Genomic DNA, 16,795 nt, shown 5'->3' on the forward strand with positions numbered 1-16,795 from the left:
AAGAGGGCGGCAGGTGAGCGCCGGGGCGCACGAGCACAGAGCCGACGAGCTGTGCGAGGCGGGCCTGGACCTGTACGCCCGTGCGCTGCGCGAGGGCCACGTTCCCCAGGAGGACGCGGACTCCGTCCCCTGCCTGATCAGCTCCGGCCTGCTCCAGCCGGACCTTGAGCACATGGACCGGCTGCGTCCCGTGGCCCCCGCCATAGCCCTTCCCCGGCTACTGCACACCACCGCCGAGGACATCGCCCGCCAGCGACAGCGCGAAGCGCGCCTGGCGGAGGCCTTCGAGCCGCTCATGGCGCTGAACGCGGCGCAGACATCGCCCACGGACGCGCCCGCGAACACCGTCCTGACCGACCTCGAGCGGATCAACGCCGCGATCGCCAGAGCCATGGCCGGCTCTTCGCGCGAGGTACTCACGATCCAGCCCGGCGGCAAGCGTCCCGCTCCCCTACTGGCAGGCGCGTTCCTGCTTGAGCAGGAGATGCTCGCGCGGGGCTGCCGGATGCGCACCCTCTACCAGCACACCTCCCGCCACGACCCGGTGGCTCTCGCCCACTACGAGAACCTGAACGGCGATGTCGAGGTCCGCACCCTCGACGAGGTCACCGACCGCCTCATCGTCGTCGACCGCACCGTGGCCTTCATCCCCGCGAACACCGACCGCACGATGGCCGTCGAGGTCCGCAATCCCGCCATGGTCGCCTACCTCGCCACCACCTTCGACCGCCTCTGGCGCCTGGCCACTCCCATGTACCCCCAGGCCGTCCAACAGCCCTCCCTGAACGGCGTCACGCCCCGCCAACACGCCATCGCAAGCCTCCTCATCGAAGGCCTCACCGACGCCGCAATAGCCGACCGCCTCGGCCTGAACATCCGCACAGCCCGAGTCCACATAGCCAAACTCGCAGCCACCCTCGGCAGCGAAAGCCGAGCCCAACTCGGCTACCTCATCGCCGAGTCGGGGATCCTCAAGCAGGCGGAACAGCGGGACCGGGCACAGCGGGAGCCGTGACGGCCTCGAGTTCCGGGGAGCGGGGAGGGTCGTCCAGGCCCGCCTGGGCGATGCGGACTCCCAGTTGGGTGCGGCTCGCGGCGCCCAGGGTTTCCGAGAGGCGGGCGATGTGTGCCCGGCACGTACGGACGCTGATGCCCAGGCGTTCCGCGACCACCGCGTCCTGGTGGCCCTCGGCCAGGAGCGCGGCGATGGACCGCTCCCGGTGGGTGATGCCCTCGATGCCCGTCGAGGGGAGCGGGGAGGCGAGGGGGATCGCCAGGCGCCACAGGCGCTCGAAGACCGTCACCAGGTAGTCCACGAGGGCCGGGTGACGCAGCTCCAGCGCTATCGTGCGGTCCGAGTTCGCGGGGATGAAGGCGACCGTGCGGTCGAAGAGGATGAGGCGTTCCAAGACCTCGTCGAGGGTGCGGGCCTCCGCCGAATCCCCCATCAGCTCCATGTAGTTCAGCAGGCCCTGGCCGTGCCTCGCCACGTGGGTGTACAGGTCGCGCATGCGTACGCCGCGGTGGCGCAGGCCCAGCGCGCGGTGCAGGCCCTCGGAGAGTTCGTCCTCGCGGCGGATGCCGCCCGGCTGCACGGTGAGCACCTCGGACGTACACGCCTCGGTCGCCGCGTCCATGGCGGCCCGGATGCGGGGCAGTCCGTCGAGGACGCGGATCGCCACACCCTCCGCCGGCCCCTGGACGCGCCCGCCGAGCCCGGCGTACCACTCGAACGCGGAGACCGCGTCGCCCACCCGCGCCTGGCTCGCGCTGACTTCCTCGTACACCCCGCGCAGCAGCCGCGTCATGACCTCCTGCGGCGAGGTCGGCACCAGCCACCCCATGTCGTCGGGGTCGGGATGCAGCAGCGCCAACTCCAGCAGGCAGGGCACCGACTCCGCGTCCTCGCGGGGCACACGGCCGCGCCGCACGGCCCGGGAGTACACCCGGTCCCCTGCCGCGCACAGCTGGTCAGCGCCGTGCGGATGCCTGTCCGTGCCTTGCCCGGCCATCTCCCCACTCCTGCCCGGCCATCTCCCCGCCGCCGACTCCAGCGTCTTCCACGCTTCCGCGCGTTCTACGCTTCCGCTCTTCCACGCTCCGCGTCGTCCCCGTGTTCCGCGACTCCCGCGCTTCCGGGACTCCCCTGCTCTTCCGAGGACCCCGCAATTCCGGGACTCCCTGCCTTCGGGACTCCGCTTACGGGACTCCCGCGTTACCGGCCCGCGCGCTTCCACCTCTTCCACGTCCGCGACCGCCGCGCACCACGACCGCCACATTCGCGACCGCCGCGCTCCGCGACTTCCACAATCCGCGACTTCCGCGTTCCGCAGCGCAACTATGCGCGGCCCCGTCCGCCATCGCAACACGCCTGCGCCGCCCCACCGCCCCCTATCGCCCGTATACGCCCATATATATCCCCGCCTCCGCCCGCGCACTTGCAACAAGCTGACGGTGGCGGCGCCCATCCGTCCGTTGCATCGTGGAATCGCTTCCCATGAGCGCCACGGAATCCACGGAGCCCACATGGGCTTCACAGGCTGCACGGATTCCAGGGCGCTCCGAGCGGCCCTGGCCGGATTCCCCCTTCGGCCAGGGCCCCGGGGGCGGCGACCCAGCGACGACACGACAACGGCGGCACACCACGTGAGCTGCTGGAAATCGTCGAGTGATCAGCGTGTTACGTACCGCACTTAACGTCAGTCCATGGCGGACATATTTGACGCATACGCGTTGGCCGATGCGTGGGACGAGATGTTTGAGCGGCCGGGTGAGGTCAGGACCGCCTATGAGCCGGTACTGGCGGCACTTCAGCCGATCGAACCGGTGGAACTGCGGTTCAGGGCCGACCAGATGGCGCGGTCGTTCACCGACCGGGGTGTCACCTACGCCTTCGCGGGCGAGGAACGGCCCTGGCCGCTGGATCTCGTGCCGCGCATCCTCGACGCGCTCGAATGGGATCTCATCCAGCGCGGGGTCTCCCAGCGGGTCAGGGCCCTCGAGGCCTATCTCAGCGATGCCTACGGGCCCTGCCGTGCCTTCGAGGACGGTGTCGTACCGTGGCGGCTGCTGCTCAATTCACCCCATTTCCACAGAGCCGCGCACGGGATCGAGCCACCGGGCGGGGTACGGATCCACGTCGCCGGGATCGATCTCGTGCGGGACGAGGCAGGGGAGTTCCGGGTCCTCGAAGACAACGTTCGCGTGCCGTCCGGCGTCTCGTACGTCATCGAGAACCGGCGTGCGATGACCCGCATCTTCCCCTCGCTCTTCGCCGAGCAGCATGTGGTGCCCGTGGACGGGTACGCGCAGAAGCTGCTGTCCGCGCTCCGAGCCGCCGCGCCGCACGGCGTCACCGACCCCCGCGTGGTCGTCCTGACCCCCGGTCCCAGCAACGCCGCCTACTTCGAACACGCCCTGCTGGCACGGCTGATGGGCGTGCAGCTGGTCGAGGGGCACGACCTCGTCTGCCGCAACAACCGGGTGTGGATGCGGACCACGCGCGGCGAGATGCCCGTCCATGTCGTATACCGGCGGCTCGACGACGACTTCCTCGATCCGCTGCAGTTCCGGCCCGACTCGGTGATCGGCTGCCCGGGGATCATGAACGCCGCGCAGGCGGGCACGGTGACCCTCTCGAACGCCGTCGGCAACGGCATCGCCGACGACAAGCTGCTCTACACGTACGTCCCCGACCTGATCCGCTACTACCTCTCCGAGGAACCGATTCTCCCCAACGTCGAGTCCTTCCGGCCCGACGAGCCCGGCCAGTTGGACGCCGTCCTCGACCAGATCGACCAGCTGGTCATCAAGCCCGTGGACGGCGCCGGCGGCCAGGGCATCGTCATAGGACCGAAGGCCGACCGGGAGACCCTGGAGCGTACGCGCGAGGCTGTCGCCGCCGATCCGCGCGGCTGGATAGCGCAGCGGCCGGTCGCCCTGTCCACCTCGCCCACCCTCGCGGGTGACCGTATGGCGCCGCGCCACATTGACCTGCGTCCGTTCGCCGTGAACGACGGCAGCGATGTGTGGGTGCTGCCCGGCGGACTCACCCGGGTCGCGCTCCAGGAGGGCAACCTCATCGTCAACTCCAGCCAGGGCGGCGGCTCCAAGGACACCTGGGTCCTTGCCGAGGGGCCCGCCGATCAGCCCGCACCTGAGATCAGCAGCTCCGTTCCCGACGTGGTCCCCCGCCAGCTCGGACCCGACGGCGACCGCACCGTCGTACAGGAAGGGGCGCAGCAGCAGTGACCGCTTCACTGGTTCCTGAGGCCCAGGAGGTACGGCCGTGAACGACGTGATCCTCTCCCGGATAGCCGAAGCCCTGATCTGGACCGGACGGTACGTCGAGCGAGCGGACGCCACCGGCCGCATCCTCGACGCCTATCTGCACCGGCTCCTCGAAGACCCCTGGCGCGACGAGGACGTGGCCTGCCGCTCGCTGTACGCGATCCTCGGTGTCGACGCGGGCGGCGAACGCGTCGACATGCAGCAGGTGTTGGACCAGCTGGCCTTCGACGCCCGCTCCACCTGCGCCATCGAGGGCGCGATCGGCGCCGCCCGCCTGAACGCGCGCAGCGCCCGCGAGGCGGTCTCCTCCGAGATGTGGGAGTGCCTCAACTCCACCTGGCACGCCCTCGCCGACCAGCGGCTGGCATCGCGGCGGACGGGCCCGTACGCCTATCTGGAGCTCGTACGCCGCCGGGCCGCCCTCTTCTTCGGGCTGGCGGACTCGACGATGAGCCGGGACGACAGCTGGCGGTTCGTGGTCCTGGGGCGGAGCCTGGAGCGGGTCGACATGACCGTACGGCTTCTGTCCGTACGGGTGTTGGACGCCGCCCATGCTCCCGACTGGCAGACGCTGCTCAGCGCGAGCGGCGCGGATGAGGCGTATGCCCGTGTCTACGGCGGTTTCGGCGACACCCCGCGAGTGGCTGAATTCCTCCTCATGGACCGGGACTTCCCGCGCTCGGCACTGCACGCGCTGACCACGGCGGAGGAGTGCCTCGCGGCGCTCGGGCGGCCGAGACAGGACCCGGCGCGCCGCCCGATAGGCCGCATGCGAACCCGCCTCGAATACCTGGACCTGGCCGCCCTGGAGGAACAACTCCCGTTGCTGCTGAAGGACTTGCAGCAGGCGTGCATGGCGTCCGCCGAGGCGGTGGCGGAGAAGTTCTTCCCGAACCAGGGGCCCGTCGAGTGGGCCCAGGAAGGAGCGTGACCATGACCGGGAACTTCAACACCGCAACCCGTCGGCTCCGGATCCGGCACACCACCCGCGTCTCCTACGCGCAGGCCGCGGTCTCCTCGCACAACGAGGTCCGCATGACCCCGCTGACGCTCCCCGGCCAGACCACCCTGGACGCGCGGGTGACGGTGAACCCCGCGACCGCCACCTGGTCGTACTGGGACTACTGGGGCACCCAGGTCACCGGCTTCGACCTCATGGACCCGCACGCGGACCTCACCATCACGGCGTCGAGCCTGGTGGAGACGGCACCGCCTGGTCCGCCGACAGCCTCGCCCACCTGGCCGGAAATCGCCGAACTCATCACCAACTCGCGCCTGTTGGAGTACGCGGCGCCGACCGGACGTACGACCGTGTCGCCCGAGCTGGTGGAGCGGGCGCGGGCGATCGCCGCGGGCCTCGACCCGCACGAGACCGCCGTCGCGGTGTCGTCCCTGGTCACCGGTCAGGTCTCGTACATCCCCGGCGCCACGGGCGTGAACACCAGCGCCATGGAGGCCTGGGAACAGGGCGCGGGCGTCTGCCAGGACATCACCCACCTCACCGCCGCCCTCCTCCGCGGCCTCGGCCTCCCCACCCGCTACGTCTCCGGCTACCTCCACCCCGAACGCGACGCCGAACTCCACCGACCCGTCGCCGGCCAGAGCCACGCCTGGATCGAGTACTGGGCAGGCGACTGGAACGGCTACGACCCCACCAACAGCACCCGCGCCGACGAGTCCCACGTGGTGGTGGGCCGAGGACGCGACTACGACGACGTGACACCGCACAAGGGGGTGTATCGGGGGGTGGCCGGGGGGCCGCCCGAGGTGACGGTGGAGTTCACGCGGGTGGCTTGAACTCGCCTGTGCGAGTACCTCGAGTACCTGCGAGTGCGCGAGCCCCGGGTGTGTCAGGCGTCGAACTCCCGGGGCCCGTAGATCGCGTGGTCGGCGCCGGTGGTGAGCGCCCAGTAGCGGTCGCCGTAGGACCAATGCCACCACTCGGTGGGGTAGTTGACCAGGCCGGCCGCCTTGAGCGCGTCGCCGAACAGCCGGCGGTTGGCGCGCGCCCGCAGGCTGATGCCGTCCGCGGCCGTGTAGCAGGCGCCGTCGCTCTCCTCCGGGCTCGCGTTCACCCGCGTCCCCATGTCCAGTTCCTGCCCGTCGGCGCCGACGAGGGTGAGGTCGACGGCGGCGCCCGCGCTGTGCGGGGCGATCTCCGGAGGGGACACGTACCGGCTCGCCGCGTTCCGGACGCGTTCGGCGTCCCAGCCGGGGTTGTCCGCCCGCAGTTCAGCGGCGTACCGCTCGAAGTACTCCCGCTGCAGGGCGGGCGGCCGGTACCCCTCGACGAACAACAGCCTTACGCCACCGGGGAGCAGGGCCCTGGCCTTCACGAGCCTGGTCAGCACGCCCGCCCGCAGATGCGCGAAGGCCCCCGAGTCGTCCCGCCTGCGGGCATCGACGGGAAACAGCTCCCTCTCCCGCACATCGACGAGGAGCTCCCCGCAGTCCACAACGGGTATCGCGGCGATCTTCGGATCTGACATCAACACGATCTCGGTCATGACCGGATCAGATCACGCCGCGGCGGTCCCTGGTACGCGAAAGCGGCGAGCCCCTGGCATGCGAAAGCGGCGAGCCCCGCGCGGTGATCACCACCGCCCCGGAGGGACTCGCCGCCCTGCTGAGTCACGTGGACCGAGTCACGTAGACCAGTCACGTAGACCGAGGACCGACCCGACGGACTACTTCAGGTCGATCGCCTCGCACGCCGACTCGTAGTCGGCCGTGCAGATGTCCTTGATCTTGTAGATGCCGTCCTGGATGACCGTGTCCTGAATGTTGGCCTGGGTGAGGCCGACCACCGGGACGAGTGAGGCCGGGATGTTCTCGTTCGTGGGGCTGTCGACCTTGTCGCTGGCCAGCGCGTCGAACTCGATCGAGCGGCCCTGGACCCTCGCCACGGCCATCTCGGCGGCGGCGCTGGCCTCCTGCGGGTACGACTTGTAGACGCTCATGAACTGGTCGCCCTTGACGATGCGCTGCACCGCGTTGAGCTCGGCGTCCTGCCCGGTGACCGGCGGAACCGTGTTGACGCCCATGGTCTTCATGACGTCGATGACCGCGCCCGCGATGCCGTCGTTGGCGGAGTACACACCGGCGATGTTGTCGAGGCCGACGGCCTCGATGGCCTTCTCCATGTTCTTCTTGGCCTCGGCCGGGAGCCAGTCCTTGGTGTCGTACGTCTTGGCGATGACGACCTTGTCCTTCAGCTCGGTCATCGCGCCCGCCTTGAACTGCGCCGCGTTCGGGTCGGTCACCGAACCGTTCATCATGATGATCTTCTTGCTGGCGGCACCGCTGCCCAGCTCGGAGACGAGCGCCTTGCCCTGCACCTCGCCGACGAGCTCGTTGTCGAAGGAGACGTACGCGTCGATCGGCCCCTGCGCCAGCCTGTCGTAGGCGATGACGGGGATGCCCGCGTCCTTGGCCTTCTGCACGCCGCTCGCGATGGCCTTGGAGTCCACGGCGTCCACGAGGAGCACGTCGACCTTGGCGTCCACCATCTCCTGGAGCTGGGTGGACTGCTTGTCCGCGTCCGCCCCGGCGTTGGCGTAGACCACCGAACCCTTGTTGTTGGTGAGCTTCGCCACCTCCGACTTGATGATGGGGTAGTCGAACTTCTCGTAACGCGTGTTCTCCGTCTCCGGGAGGAGCAGACCCACCTTGATGTCGTCGCCCTTCGTGGGGCTTGCCTTGGTTTCGCTGCCACCGATCCCGTCCACAACGCCGCAGCCGACGAGGGAGACTGCCATCGCGGACGAGGTCAGGGCTATGACGGTCCGACGGCGACGGGTGTTACGAGTGTTCACATCAGGTGCCTTCCGGGCGAGGTTGCAGCATTGCGACCCAGGTGGCTGAAAGCCAACGCGGCGATTACCTCAGCGTCAAGGAGTAACCACTTAACGAGATGGCAACAGCATGCTGTGTTCCTCAAGTGAACACGATGGGAAGAGGGTGCGCCTCCACTTCCACGGAACCCCTCTGATTCACACACGCCCCTCGTTTCACATACTTCTCGTCACATGCCTACAACCCATGCCCCTGTCCAGGTGTCTTGGTGGTGGCCGATCTACACCACCAAGCGCTACAGGGGAAGCATGAGACCAGTCAGACGCAGCGGAGCGGCAATCGCCATCACGCTGGCGACAGCCAGCACCGGCGGCCTGCTCACCGCGGCCGCCGCCCCGGCCTCCGCCGCGACAACCTGCGCCTCACCCGTCTATAAACGGCAGTTCTTCGCAAACACCACCTTCTCCGGCACACCGAAGAAAACGGACTGCGACACCGCGATCGACCAGAACTGGGGCACCGCCGCCCCCGCTTCCGGTCTCCCGGCCAACAACTTCGGCGTCCGCTGGACGGTGACCCGCGACTTCGGCTCCGGCGGCCCGTTCTCACTCCCCGTCTCCACGCAGGACGGCATCCGCGTCTACCTCGACGGCACCCGCAAGGTCGACATCTGGAAGAACGTGTCCTCGACGGTGAAGAGGACCGTCAACATCACCATCCCCGCCGGCAAGCACACCCTGCGGGTGGACTACGTCAACTGGACAGGGACAGCGAACGTCAAGTTCGCCTACACCCCCCGCACCACGGCCACCGTCGACAAGGTCAAGCCGCTCACCCCGACGGGCACGGCCGTCACGTACGACACAGCCACCGGCAAAGCCAAGCTCACCTGGTCCAAGAACAAGGAGATGGACCTCGCGGGATACCGCGTCTACCGCCGCCTCAAGGGCAGCACCACCTGGACGAAGCTCACCACCACGACCTCCACCTCGTACACCAACACCCCGCCCACGACCGGCGACACGTACTACTTCGAGGTCCGCGCCATCGACAAGGCGGGCAACGAGTCCGGGGGCACGGCGGACAAGGCCGTCACCACCGTCGACAAGACAGCCCCAGAGCGAGTCACCGGCGTTTCGGCGCTGGGGACCACCGCGGGCAACGCGATCACGTGGCAGGCCTCTTCGAAGGACGTCGACCACTACGAGGTGTGGGCGGCCCCCGTAGGACAGCAGGACCTGGACGGACCCGCGTTCGTCTTCGAAACGTCCTACACGGACCCCATCGCAGACGCGGGGACGGCCTACAGGTACACCCTCCAGGCCGTCGACGGCTCCGGGAACATTTCCCCGGTCTCCGAGCCTGTGACGGTCACACGCCCCGTGGCGTCCACCGCGCCCGTCCCGTCCGCGGTCAAGGGCACACCCGCCGACGCCTTCACCAACGTCACGTGGACTGCGGCGGAGGATCCCGACGCGGTGGTCACCGGGTTCCACGTCTACCGTCGTACTTCCCCCAACGGCGCCTGGGCCCTGGTGGCCGGCGCGGGGGCGTCGGCCACGTCCTACGAGGACCGTTCCGCTCCGAAGGGGAACGCGTACTACTACGTCGTCGGCGTCGACAGCCACGGCGCCGACTCGGAGCCGTCCGAGGCGGCCGTCGTAGACCGGCTCACGCCTGCCACCGCGACCGGGCCGCTCGCGCCGCAGCTGACGCTGGTCTCGTCGGGATCCACCCGTTCCCCGATCCAGGTCGGGATCAAGCCCGGCGCCGGTGACGAAGGCCGGCTGCTGAGCCACTACTCCTGGAACATCTCCGGCGCCTGCGGTGACAGCGGCCTCGGCGGGAGGACAACGACCTCCACCATCGCCTGGACCCCTCCGTACAGCGGCCCTTGCATGGTCAGCGTGTTCGCCGTGGACGCGTACGGGCGCACCGGCGAGAAGGGTTCCTGGCTGGAGTTCACGGTCGGCCGCTGACCAGGAGGCGCCGGCGGCCCGCAAGCCAACGGCGCGCGAAGATCCGTACAACCAAGTCGCTTCCTCGTCGGTCCTGATCGTCAACGGCTTTGCCTGCCGTTGACGATCAGGCTTGTTCAGGACCGAAGGAACGCATGAACCCAGCAAGACGCACGACGGCCACGGTTGCCACCGCCCTCGTGCTCGCCACCGCGGGCGGCCTGCTCATAGCCGCCCCCGCCTCCGCCGCGACGACCTGCGCATCGCCGGTCTACAAGCGGCAGTTCTTCGCAAACACCACCTTCTCCGGTACGCCGAAGAAGACGGACTGCGACACCGCGATCGACCAGAACTGGGGCACCGCCGCCCCCGCTCCCGGTCTCCCGGCCAACAACTTCGGCGTCCGCTGGACGGTGACCCGCGACTTCGGCTCCGGCGGCCCCTTCGCCCTCCCCGTCGCCACCCAGGACGGCATCCGCGTCTACCTCGACGGCACCCGCAAGGTCGACATCTGGAAGAACGTGTCCTCGACGGTGAAGAAGACCGTCAACATCACCATCCCCGCCGGCAAGCACACCCTGCGGGTGGACTACGTCAACTGGACCGGCACCGCGAACGTCAAGTTCGCCTACACCCCCCGCACCACGGCCACCGTCGACAAGGTCAAGCCGCTCACCCCGACGGGCACGGCCGTCACGTACGACACGGCCACCGGCAAGGCCAAGCTCACCTGGTCCAAGAACAAAGAGATGGACCTCGCCGGCTACCGCGTCTACCGCCGCCTCAAGGGAGCGGCGTTCCCCACCAAGCCGCTGGCGACGACGACGTCCACCTCGTACACGGACTCGACCCTCCCCGTGACGGGCGAGGCGTACTACTACTACGAGGTCCGCGCCTACGACAAGGCCGGCAACGAGTCCACGGGCACCGCCGACAAGCTCGTCACCACCGCCGACCTCACCGCCCCCGCCGTGCCCACCGGGCTGGACACCTCCATCTCGGTGAACGGAATCCCGATCGAGTGGACCGCGGTCACCGGAGCGACGTCGTACAACGTGTACCGGGCGCCGAGCGGGAGCAGCACGTACGTCAAGGTCGGGGACACGACCAAGGCCTCGTACCTGGACACCTCGGCGTTGGAGGACAGCACCTACCTCTACCGGGTGACCGCCCTGGACGCGGCGGGCAACGAGTCCGCCCGCTCCGCCGCCATCGAGGCCACCCGCCCGGACAGCACCGCACCACCCGCGGTGACCGGGCTGACGGCCACGCCGACCGAGTACGGCTTCTCGCTGGCATGGGACCCGAACCCGGCGCCCGACCTCGGGCGGTACGTCGTCTACCGGGGTGAACTCCTGGGCGACGACGAGGAGAAGGTCTGCTCCGTGCACGAGGTGGAGTGGCTGTCCGCCGCCACCACGTCGTACGAGTACGCGACCCTGCCCGACGGCGAAGAGGCCTGCTTCTTCATCGACGCGTACGACGACAACTGGTGGTCCGCCTGGAAGACGACCGGCGAGGCCAACATCATCACGGCGACGGAACTCGACATGACGCCGAGCGTCGCGACTCCGGAGGGCTCCCCGCTGGAACTGGACGCGTCCGGAGCGGAAGGCGACGAGGGCAACTACCTCGACTGGAACTGGAGCGCCAGTTCCCAGGAGACGACGGGCTACCGCGTCTACCGCTGGAACCCCGCCACCGAGACGTACGAGAAGATCGCCGACGTCGGCAGCGGTGTCACCTACTACTACGACACCGGCGCCCGGCGCGGCACCACGTCCTTCTACCGGGTGACCACCCTGGCCGCGGACGGCACCGAGTCGGTACCGGCGGGCGACTGGGCGGCCACGGCGCCCGCGGAGTGACCTGAGCGACACAGAAGGGGTCGGGGGGTGATCAACCTTCCGGCCCCTTGCCGCAGTTGGGCCGCCGTTCGGACAGTGACGGCCCCCTCGCTACTTCCCCGACCTCGCAGGCCCCGTGATCGCCTCCGTGATGGCGAAGCCCTTGGCGGGCCCTTCGGGGATGGTGACCTCGGTGCCGTACGACACTCGGTGCACGCCCACCCAGTCGGCCTTCTCGGGGCGGGGTTCGGTGAGGACGGTTACGGTGCCCTGGTCGTCGTAGTCATCGATGATGACGTAGACGGGGATGCTCGCACGGGCGTACTCCCGGCGCTTCTTCACGCGGTCGCGGTCCTGGTTGCGCTTGCCTGGGGAGACGACCTCAACGACGAGTCGAACTGCCGCAGCAGTGAGCCCGAGGCCATCATCCGTTACGTAGCGCTCCGTATCCCTGACCGTGACGAACAGGTCGGGCACCCACGCGCCGCCGTGGTGAAAGATGTTCGTGTCGTTCCGGGTGGCGAAGTCCCCACCCCTCAGGAACTCCCCCAGCGCCTCCTTGAGCTGGTAGATGATCTCGCTGTGCGAATAGCGGCCGGTGGGTGACACCTCGATGGCTCCCTCGATGATCTCAGCGCGGTAGCCCTCGGGGAGTTCCATGGCCTTCCATGCCTGCCACAGGACCTCGTCCAACTCTGAAACGGACGGGGTGGGCGACGGGGTGGGCTCGGACTCGGTCCTGGTCTCAGGCATGGTCTCGGGCCTCTCGTGCGCAAGAGCGGTCAAGGTGCGGCACCTCCTCCTCAAGTGTGGGCTTGGCGTCGTTGAGGCACAAGCAACGCCGTCACGGTAGGCAGCCATATGGGCTCACCTGCGGAAACGACTCAGCCCGCCAACCCCAGTTCGAACCACACCCCCTTCGCATACCGCCCCGCCCGCTCAGCCGCGACGCCCCACATGTCAGCCACCTCCTCCACCAGGGCTAGCCCACGCCCCCAACAGGCGACGGCACCCGCCACGGGGTGCGCCACAACCGGTGGATCAGGGCTCTCGTCGAAGACGCTCACGTGGAGTCGGGCGGGGGTCAGGCGGATACGGACCATTGCGGTGCCCTTGGTGTGCAGGTGGACGTTGGTGACGAGTTCCGAGGTGCACAGGGCGGCGGGCATGACGAGGGGTTCGCGGTCGTGGGTGAACAGGACGGCGCGTACGAAGTCCCGGCAAACGCGGGGTGCGGTGGCGTCCGCGGGGGCGAACAGGCTGTATTCGTGGGTGAGTTGGGCGGGGCGGTGGGCTGCGCGGCGGGCAGGGTCCATGGGGGTCGGCTCCCGTCGTGGGGGTGGGGGGTGGCTGGCCCGTGCCCTGCGATGGCTCTGTCCGCGCGCTCCTGGTGGGAGGGGCGGGTGCTCTGTCGGCTTGTGGGCAGGGGGAGTTGGTTGATTCCGGTGAGTCACCGGCTTCACACTCACGGTAGGGCAGATGGGCTTTCATGAACAACCTAATCGCCACTATCGGTGGACCAACTCCCGCGATCAGGGCAGACTTCGGGGAAGTCGGCAAGGAGAGTCACGTGGGACTTCGCACCACCATCAGCGAGCGTCAACGGCGCCTCGGTTTCGAACTCAAACACCTGCGCGAGAAGGCGGGATTGACCGCAGGAGAAGCAGCTGAGCGGATCAACATGGGCCGTGTTCAGTTGAGCCAGATCGAAACCGCGAAGACGAGCATCCTGACCGGACGACTCCGCGAGCTCTGCCACCTCTACGGATGTACAGATACGACGTATATCGAGGCCCTCGTCGCCACGTCCGAGGCAACCGGTAGAGGATGGTGGAGTGCGTACAAGAAACGCCGAGGACTCGACGCCCTCAACACCGCAGAACTGGAGGCGGATTGCACCACCCTTCGGATGCACCAGTCACTGTTCATCCCGGGGCTCTTCCAGACCGCCGACTACGCGCGAGCCATCTTCACCAGCCCTGGCCTGGGCTTCGAACGCAGCGCAGGCGCCCTGGAGTTCCGCATGGAACGGCAGCAGGTACTCACCCGCGAGAATCCGCCCTCCGTGCACGCGGTGATCCATGAGTCCGCCCTGCACATGCGGTTCGGCGGAGCCAAGGTGGTTCGCGATCAGCTGCTGCACCTCGTGGAACTCGCGCGCCTGCCCAACGTCACCATCCAGATCTATCCGTTCAGCGCCCAGGCGTACGCGGCACTCAGCGGCAACTTCGTCCACGTCATCCCAGGACACCCGGAGTTGGGCACCGTCCTGCTCGAACAGCCCGTCGGACTCCAGTACTTGGGCGACAGGCCGAGCCTGGACCGGTACGAGGACCTGTTCCAGCACCTGGCCGAGAACGCCCTCGCCCCCATCGACGTATCGTTGGCCCCAGATGCACACTCTGTGAAGGACTCGCTGGCGCTCATCCAGCACGTTCTCTACACGCTCTAGGGAGGCCCCCGATGCCCGAACTGAACTGGCAGAAGTCAACGTTCAGCGGCGGCCCAGAAGGCGAGTGCCTCAACATAGCCACCGCCCCCGACGGAACCCTCCACCTCCGCGAGAGCGACACCCCGGACGACATCCTCCACACCGCCCCGCGGGGCCTCGCCGCGCTGCTCCGGCACATCAAGAGGACGAACCCGCCTCAGCGCTGATCGTGCCGACGGTGATCGGACAAGTCCGCGGGCCGGCCGCCGGTCAATCGGCAGGCAGGCCGAACCAACGCAGGAGTACGGGTCGCGCGTCGTCGGGGGCATCCTCGGGGCCGCGGGCATAGCGCGCGAGCAGCGCCAGATAGTCGTCATGGAAGGCGTCCAGCTCACCCTTGGTGAGATGGATGAGGCTGCGTGAACCCCGCATCCAACCCTCGGACTCCGCCTGTCCGGCGGTGAACTGCCGGGCCAGTTCGACGTCCTCCTCCATCCTCATGCGATCCAGCTCGGCCGACATGGCACGCTCGGCCTCCGTCAGCTCCTCCTGCGGCGGCCTGCGGATGTCGAGGCCGCGCACCCCGCGCCACCAGCGCTCACGCCCGGTGGAGCGCTCAGGGATGTCCTCGATGAGGCCACTGCGCTCCAGCATGCGCAGGTGATAGCTGAGCGTCCCGGTGTTTTCGCCGAGGGCGGCGGCCAGCGTGGTCGAGGTGGCCGGGCCCGCCGTGCCGAGGTGGCGCAGGATGCGCAGGCGCAGGGGGTGCGCGAGGGCCTTGAGCACCTCGGGACTGTCGACCGTGCGCCGATCCGTGGCTTCCACTCCGCGCTCTTCCGTCATGGCGGCAGTCTATCCGGATCGCAGCAATTTCTCTGCAGACCTTTCTCTGCAGAGAAATCTCTGCAATGCTGGATGCGTGACACCGAACCGAGAGACCTTGAATCGCACAGTCCACCGCTTCACGAGTGCTGCCGCGGGGGCCCTGCTTGCCGCACTCGCCCTGGGCGCCGCACCCGCACACGGAGCTGAACGGGCAGCAGATCCGCCCGAGTTCGACTTCTCCGCCTGCCCGACCGCCGGCGAGCTGCCCGCGGGTGCGGACCCCGGGACCTGGCGCTGCGAGGTCATGCACGCAACGGGACACCTGCGCATGGGCGCCGTCGACGAGCCGCTCACCGAACCCATGACGATCACCTTTGCGGAAGGCCGTGTGGACGGTGAATTCCGCCAGGTCTTCGGGAAGATGACCGCTGCGCCGATCCGGGTGGGAGGCACCCCGTTGACCCTGACTCCGCAGTACGGCGGCTACTCGGACTTCCTGTCCGACGACACCCGGCGCGGCGAGTTCGACATCAAGTTCGCCATAGGCACGGCGCACGGGGTGCCGACCCGGCCGTCGTCGCACTGCTCAGTGGGCAGCGATGAGGACGCGGTCCACCTCGTACTCAAGGACACCGATCCCACCCGGGTGATATCCACGGATCCCCTGATCGTCACCTTCGGCGCCCAGGACACAGAGTTCGCCGCCCCGGGCACCAGTGGCTGCGGCCCCCTGCGCCGCACACTCGACCGGGCCCTGGGCCTGCCGTCCGAGGCGGGGGCGAACGCCTTCGACATGGATGTCACGGTGGCCATCCGGCCCTACGTGTAGGCCGGTTCGGTGAGTCATTGCCGGTACCTGTGACCCACGGGCGCCCTCGCCGCACCGCGCCCCGCCGGACGAATCCGGCGAGGCGCGATAGCGGAACTCTCATCCACCAACCGTCAGCAGTAAGCCTTGGCCGCCTTCTTGGCGGTACCCCTGGCCGGTGCCTCGGTGCACTTCACGCCGCCCTCGGTCTGGACGCTCCAGCTGCGGGCCTTGCCGTACGCCGTCTTGCCGTAGCCGGTCCCGCTGCCGTTGCAGGTCTTGGCCTCCCAGTAGCCGGAGGCCTTCTTCACTCCGCTGAAGACGACATACGTGCCGGACTTGTTGAAGTTGAACTCGACCGACTCACTGGTCTCCTTCGTCTTCTCCCCGGCCTTGGTCAGAGTGCCGGAGACATGGGCGTCCATGCTGGAGATGACCCACTGCGCCGAGTAGCTGGCACCGGCGGTGATCTCACGGCCGGAGCTCACGGTCGAGCGATAGGTGGCCGACTTCGTGTACTTGCCGGTGCCGTCCTGAGGGATGTTGATCTGCTTGGCGTGGGTGATGACCCACGCCGACGACAGCGAGGTCCAGGTGGCGTGCTTGTAGCCGGGCTCACAGATGATCGGCGCGGCGCTGGCCACACCGGCCGGCAAGCCCACCATCAGCAGGGCTGCGATACCGGTCGTGGCCATGGTCGCCGTCAGTCGCTTGTTCAATGCAAACTCCCCGTTTGGTGATCCATGCCCCGAACAACTTGTCGGGGCACGGCCAAATAGAAGCAGTCGCATTAGCGACGCGCAAGAAGATTTCCGGGTTCGAACGAAATCCGGCGTAGCGT

General features: G+C 68.4%; 16 protein-coding genes. 9 read left to right on the forward strand and 7 right to left on the reverse strand.

All coding sequences use genetic code 11. The features are described from left to right. Positions 1 to 13 precede the first annotated feature (13 nt). A complete protein-coding gene (locus OG246_RS07400; RefSeq protein WP_266457615.1) occupies positions 14 to 1,015 on the forward strand; it encodes a helix-turn-helix transcriptional regulator in 1,002 nt (333 codons plus the stop codon). Here the strand turns inward: OG246_RS07400 and OG246_RS07405 are convergent. Beyond that, positions 972 to 2,012: a helix-turn-helix transcriptional regulator gene (locus OG246_RS07405; protein ID WP_266457618.1), complete on the reverse strand. Its 1,041-nt coding sequence runs from the start codon at positions 2,010 to 2,012 to the stop codon at positions 972 to 974. The two genes, OG246_RS07400 and OG246_RS07405, sit on opposite strands and share 44 nt — an antisense overlap. Positions 2,013 to 2,706: 694 nt before the next feature. On the opposite strand from OG246_RS07405, the gene OG246_RS07410 reads away from it, so the two are divergent. Genes OG246_RS07410 through OG246_RS07420 form a run of 3 tightly spaced genes read left to right on the forward strand, consistent with a single transcriptional unit; the run spans position 2,707 to position 6,087 of the window. After that, the gene (locus OG246_RS07410) at positions 2,707 to 4,251 is read left to right on the forward strand and encodes a circularly permuted type 2 ATP-grasp protein (protein ID WP_266457621.1); all 1,545 of its coding nucleotides are present in this window, start codon (positions 2,707 to 2,709) and stop codon (positions 4,249 to 4,251) included. Between the two features lie 37 nt (positions 4,252 to 4,288). Further along, positions 4,289 to 5,221 carry an alpha-E domain-containing protein gene (locus tag OG246_RS07415; RefSeq protein ID WP_266457624.1) on the forward strand — a complete coding sequence of 311 codons (933 nt, stop codon included), beginning with the start codon at positions 4,289 to 4,291 and terminating at the stop codon, positions 5,219 to 5,221. A gap of 2 nt (positions 5,222 to 5,223) precedes the next feature. Next, positions 5,224 to 6,087: a transglutaminase family protein gene (locus tag OG246_RS07420; protein ID WP_266457626.1), complete on the forward strand. Its 864-nt coding sequence runs from the start codon at positions 5,224 to 5,226 to the stop codon at positions 6,085 to 6,087. Between the two features lie 53 nt (positions 6,088 to 6,140). Here the strand turns inward: OG246_RS07420 and OG246_RS07425 are convergent, their stop codons facing one another. Beyond that, on the reverse strand, positions 6,141 to 6,797 hold the full coding sequence (locus OG246_RS07425; RefSeq protein WP_266457628.1) for a M15 family metallopeptidase: 657 nt from the start codon (positions 6,795 to 6,797) through the stop codon (positions 6,141 to 6,143). 180 nt (positions 6,798 to 6,977) lie between these two features. Then, a complete protein-coding gene (locus OG246_RS07430; RefSeq protein WP_266457631.1) occupies positions 6,978 to 8,105 on the reverse strand; it encodes a sugar ABC transporter substrate-binding protein in 1,128 nt (375 codons plus the stop codon). A 288-nt stretch (positions 8,106 to 8,393) separates the two neighbouring features. Here OG246_RS07430 and OG246_RS07435 point away from each other — a divergent pair, with 288 nt between their 5' ends. Beyond that, positions 8,394 to 10,064 carry a fibronectin type III domain-containing protein gene (locus OG246_RS07435; RefSeq protein ID WP_266457632.1) on the forward strand — a complete coding sequence of 557 codons (1,671 nt, stop codon included), beginning with the start codon at positions 8,394 to 8,396 and terminating at the stop codon, positions 10,062 to 10,064. Between the two features lie 134 nt (positions 10,065 to 10,198). Next, positions 10,199 to 11,911, forward strand: coding sequence for a PA14 domain-containing protein (locus OG246_RS07440; protein ID WP_266457635.1), 1,713 nt, complete (start codon positions 10,199 to 10,201; stop codon positions 11,909 to 11,911). A 90-nt stretch (positions 11,912 to 12,001) separates the two neighbouring features. On the opposite strand, the gene OG246_RS07445 is transcribed toward OG246_RS07440, so the two are convergent. Both OG246_RS07445 and OG246_RS07450 read right to left on the reverse strand, forming a co-directional pair. Next, positions 12,002 to 12,643 carry a Uma2 family endonuclease gene (locus OG246_RS07445; protein WP_266457636.1) on the reverse strand — a complete coding sequence of 214 codons (642 nt, stop codon included), beginning with the start codon at positions 12,641 to 12,643 and terminating at the stop codon, positions 12,002 to 12,004. Positions 12,644 to 12,774: 131 nt separating this feature from the next. Next, positions 12,775 to 13,206, reverse strand: coding sequence for an ATP-binding protein (locus OG246_RS07450; RefSeq protein ID WP_266457638.1), 432 nt, complete (start codon positions 13,204 to 13,206; stop codon positions 12,775 to 12,777). A 254-nt stretch (positions 13,207 to 13,460) separates the two neighbouring features. Between OG246_RS07450 and OG246_RS07455 the strand changes: the two genes are divergently transcribed. Together OG246_RS07455 and OG246_RS07460 are read left to right on the forward strand one after the other, a co-directional pair. Then, positions 13,461 to 14,342, forward strand: coding sequence for a helix-turn-helix transcriptional regulator (locus tag OG246_RS07455; protein ID WP_266457641.1), 882 nt, complete (start codon positions 13,461 to 13,463; stop codon positions 14,340 to 14,342). Positions 14,343 to 14,353: 11 nt separating this feature from the next. Then, positions 14,354 to 14,548 carry a DUF397 domain-containing protein gene (locus tag OG246_RS07460; protein WP_266457644.1) on the forward strand — a complete coding sequence of 65 codons (195 nt, stop codon included), beginning with the start codon at positions 14,354 to 14,356 and terminating at the stop codon, positions 14,546 to 14,548. A 43-nt stretch (positions 14,549 to 14,591) separates the two neighbouring features. Here OG246_RS07460 and OG246_RS07465 read toward each other — a convergent pair whose 3' ends face one another. Then, the gene (locus tag OG246_RS07465; RefSeq protein WP_266457647.1) at positions 14,592 to 15,164 is read right to left on the reverse strand and encodes a transcriptional regulator; all 573 of its coding nucleotides are present in this window, start codon (positions 15,162 to 15,164) and stop codon (positions 14,592 to 14,594) included. Between the two features lie 97 nt (positions 15,165 to 15,261). On the opposite strand from OG246_RS07465, the gene OG246_RS07470 reads away from it, so the two are divergent. After that, the gene (locus OG246_RS07470) at positions 15,262 to 15,975 is read left to right on the forward strand and encodes a hypothetical protein (RefSeq protein WP_266457649.1); all 714 of its coding nucleotides are present in this window, start codon (positions 15,262 to 15,264) and stop codon (positions 15,973 to 15,975) included. 113 nt (positions 15,976 to 16,088) lie between these two features. On the opposite strand, the gene OG246_RS07475 is transcribed toward OG246_RS07470, so the two are convergent. Further along, positions 16,089 to 16,673 (reverse strand): hypothetical protein, encoded by a 585-nt coding sequence (locus OG246_RS07475; protein WP_266457652.1) that lies wholly within the window; start codon positions 16,671 to 16,673, stop codon positions 16,089 to 16,091. Positions 16,674 to 16,795: the final 122 nt, after the last annotated feature.

Source organism: Streptomyces sp. NBC_00620 (assembly GCF_026341825.1).
In the GTDB taxonomy this organism is placed as follows: Bacteria; Actinomycetota; Actinomycetes; order Streptomycetales; family Streptomycetaceae; genus Streptomyces.

Excerpts from the sequence above, each read along its gene's own strand:
- OG246_RS07445 (WP_266457636.1), bottom strand. The coding sequence starts at position 12,643 with ATGCCTGAGACCAGGACCGAGTCCGAGCCCACCCCGTCGCCCACCCCG.
- OG246_RS07420 (WP_266457626.1), top strand. The coding sequence starts at position 5,224 with ATGACCGGGAACTTCAACACCGCAACCCGTCGGCTCCGGATCCGGCAC.
- OG246_RS07425 (WP_266457628.1), bottom strand. The coding sequence starts at position 6,797 with ATGACCGAGATCGTGTTGATGTCAGATCCGAAGATCGCCGCGATACCC.
- OG246_RS07450 (WP_266457638.1), bottom strand. The coding sequence starts at position 13,206 with ATGGACCCTGCCCGCCGCGCAGCCCACCGCCCCGCCCAACTCACCCAC.
- OG246_RS07440 (WP_266457635.1), top strand. The coding sequence starts at position 10,199 with ATGAACCCAGCAAGACGCACGACGGCCACGGTTGCCACCGCCCTCGTG.
- OG246_RS07405 (WP_266457618.1), bottom strand. The coding sequence starts at position 2,012 with ATGGCCGGGCAAGGCACGGACAGGCATCCGCACGGCGCTGACCAGCTG.
- OG246_RS07435 (WP_266457632.1), top strand. The coding sequence starts at position 8,394 with ATGAGACCAGTCAGACGCAGCGGAGCGGCAATCGCCATCACGCTGGCG.
- OG246_RS07460 (WP_266457644.1), top strand. The coding sequence starts at position 14,354 with ATGCCCGAACTGAACTGGCAGAAGTCAACGTTCAGCGGCGGCCCAGAA.
- OG246_RS07465 (WP_266457647.1), bottom strand. The coding sequence starts at position 15,164 with ATGACGGAAGAGCGCGGAGTGGAAGCCACGGATCGGCGCACGGTCGAC.
- OG246_RS07410 (WP_266457621.1), top strand. The coding sequence starts at position 2,707 with ATGGCGGACATATTTGACGCATACGCGTTGGCCGATGCGTGGGACGAG.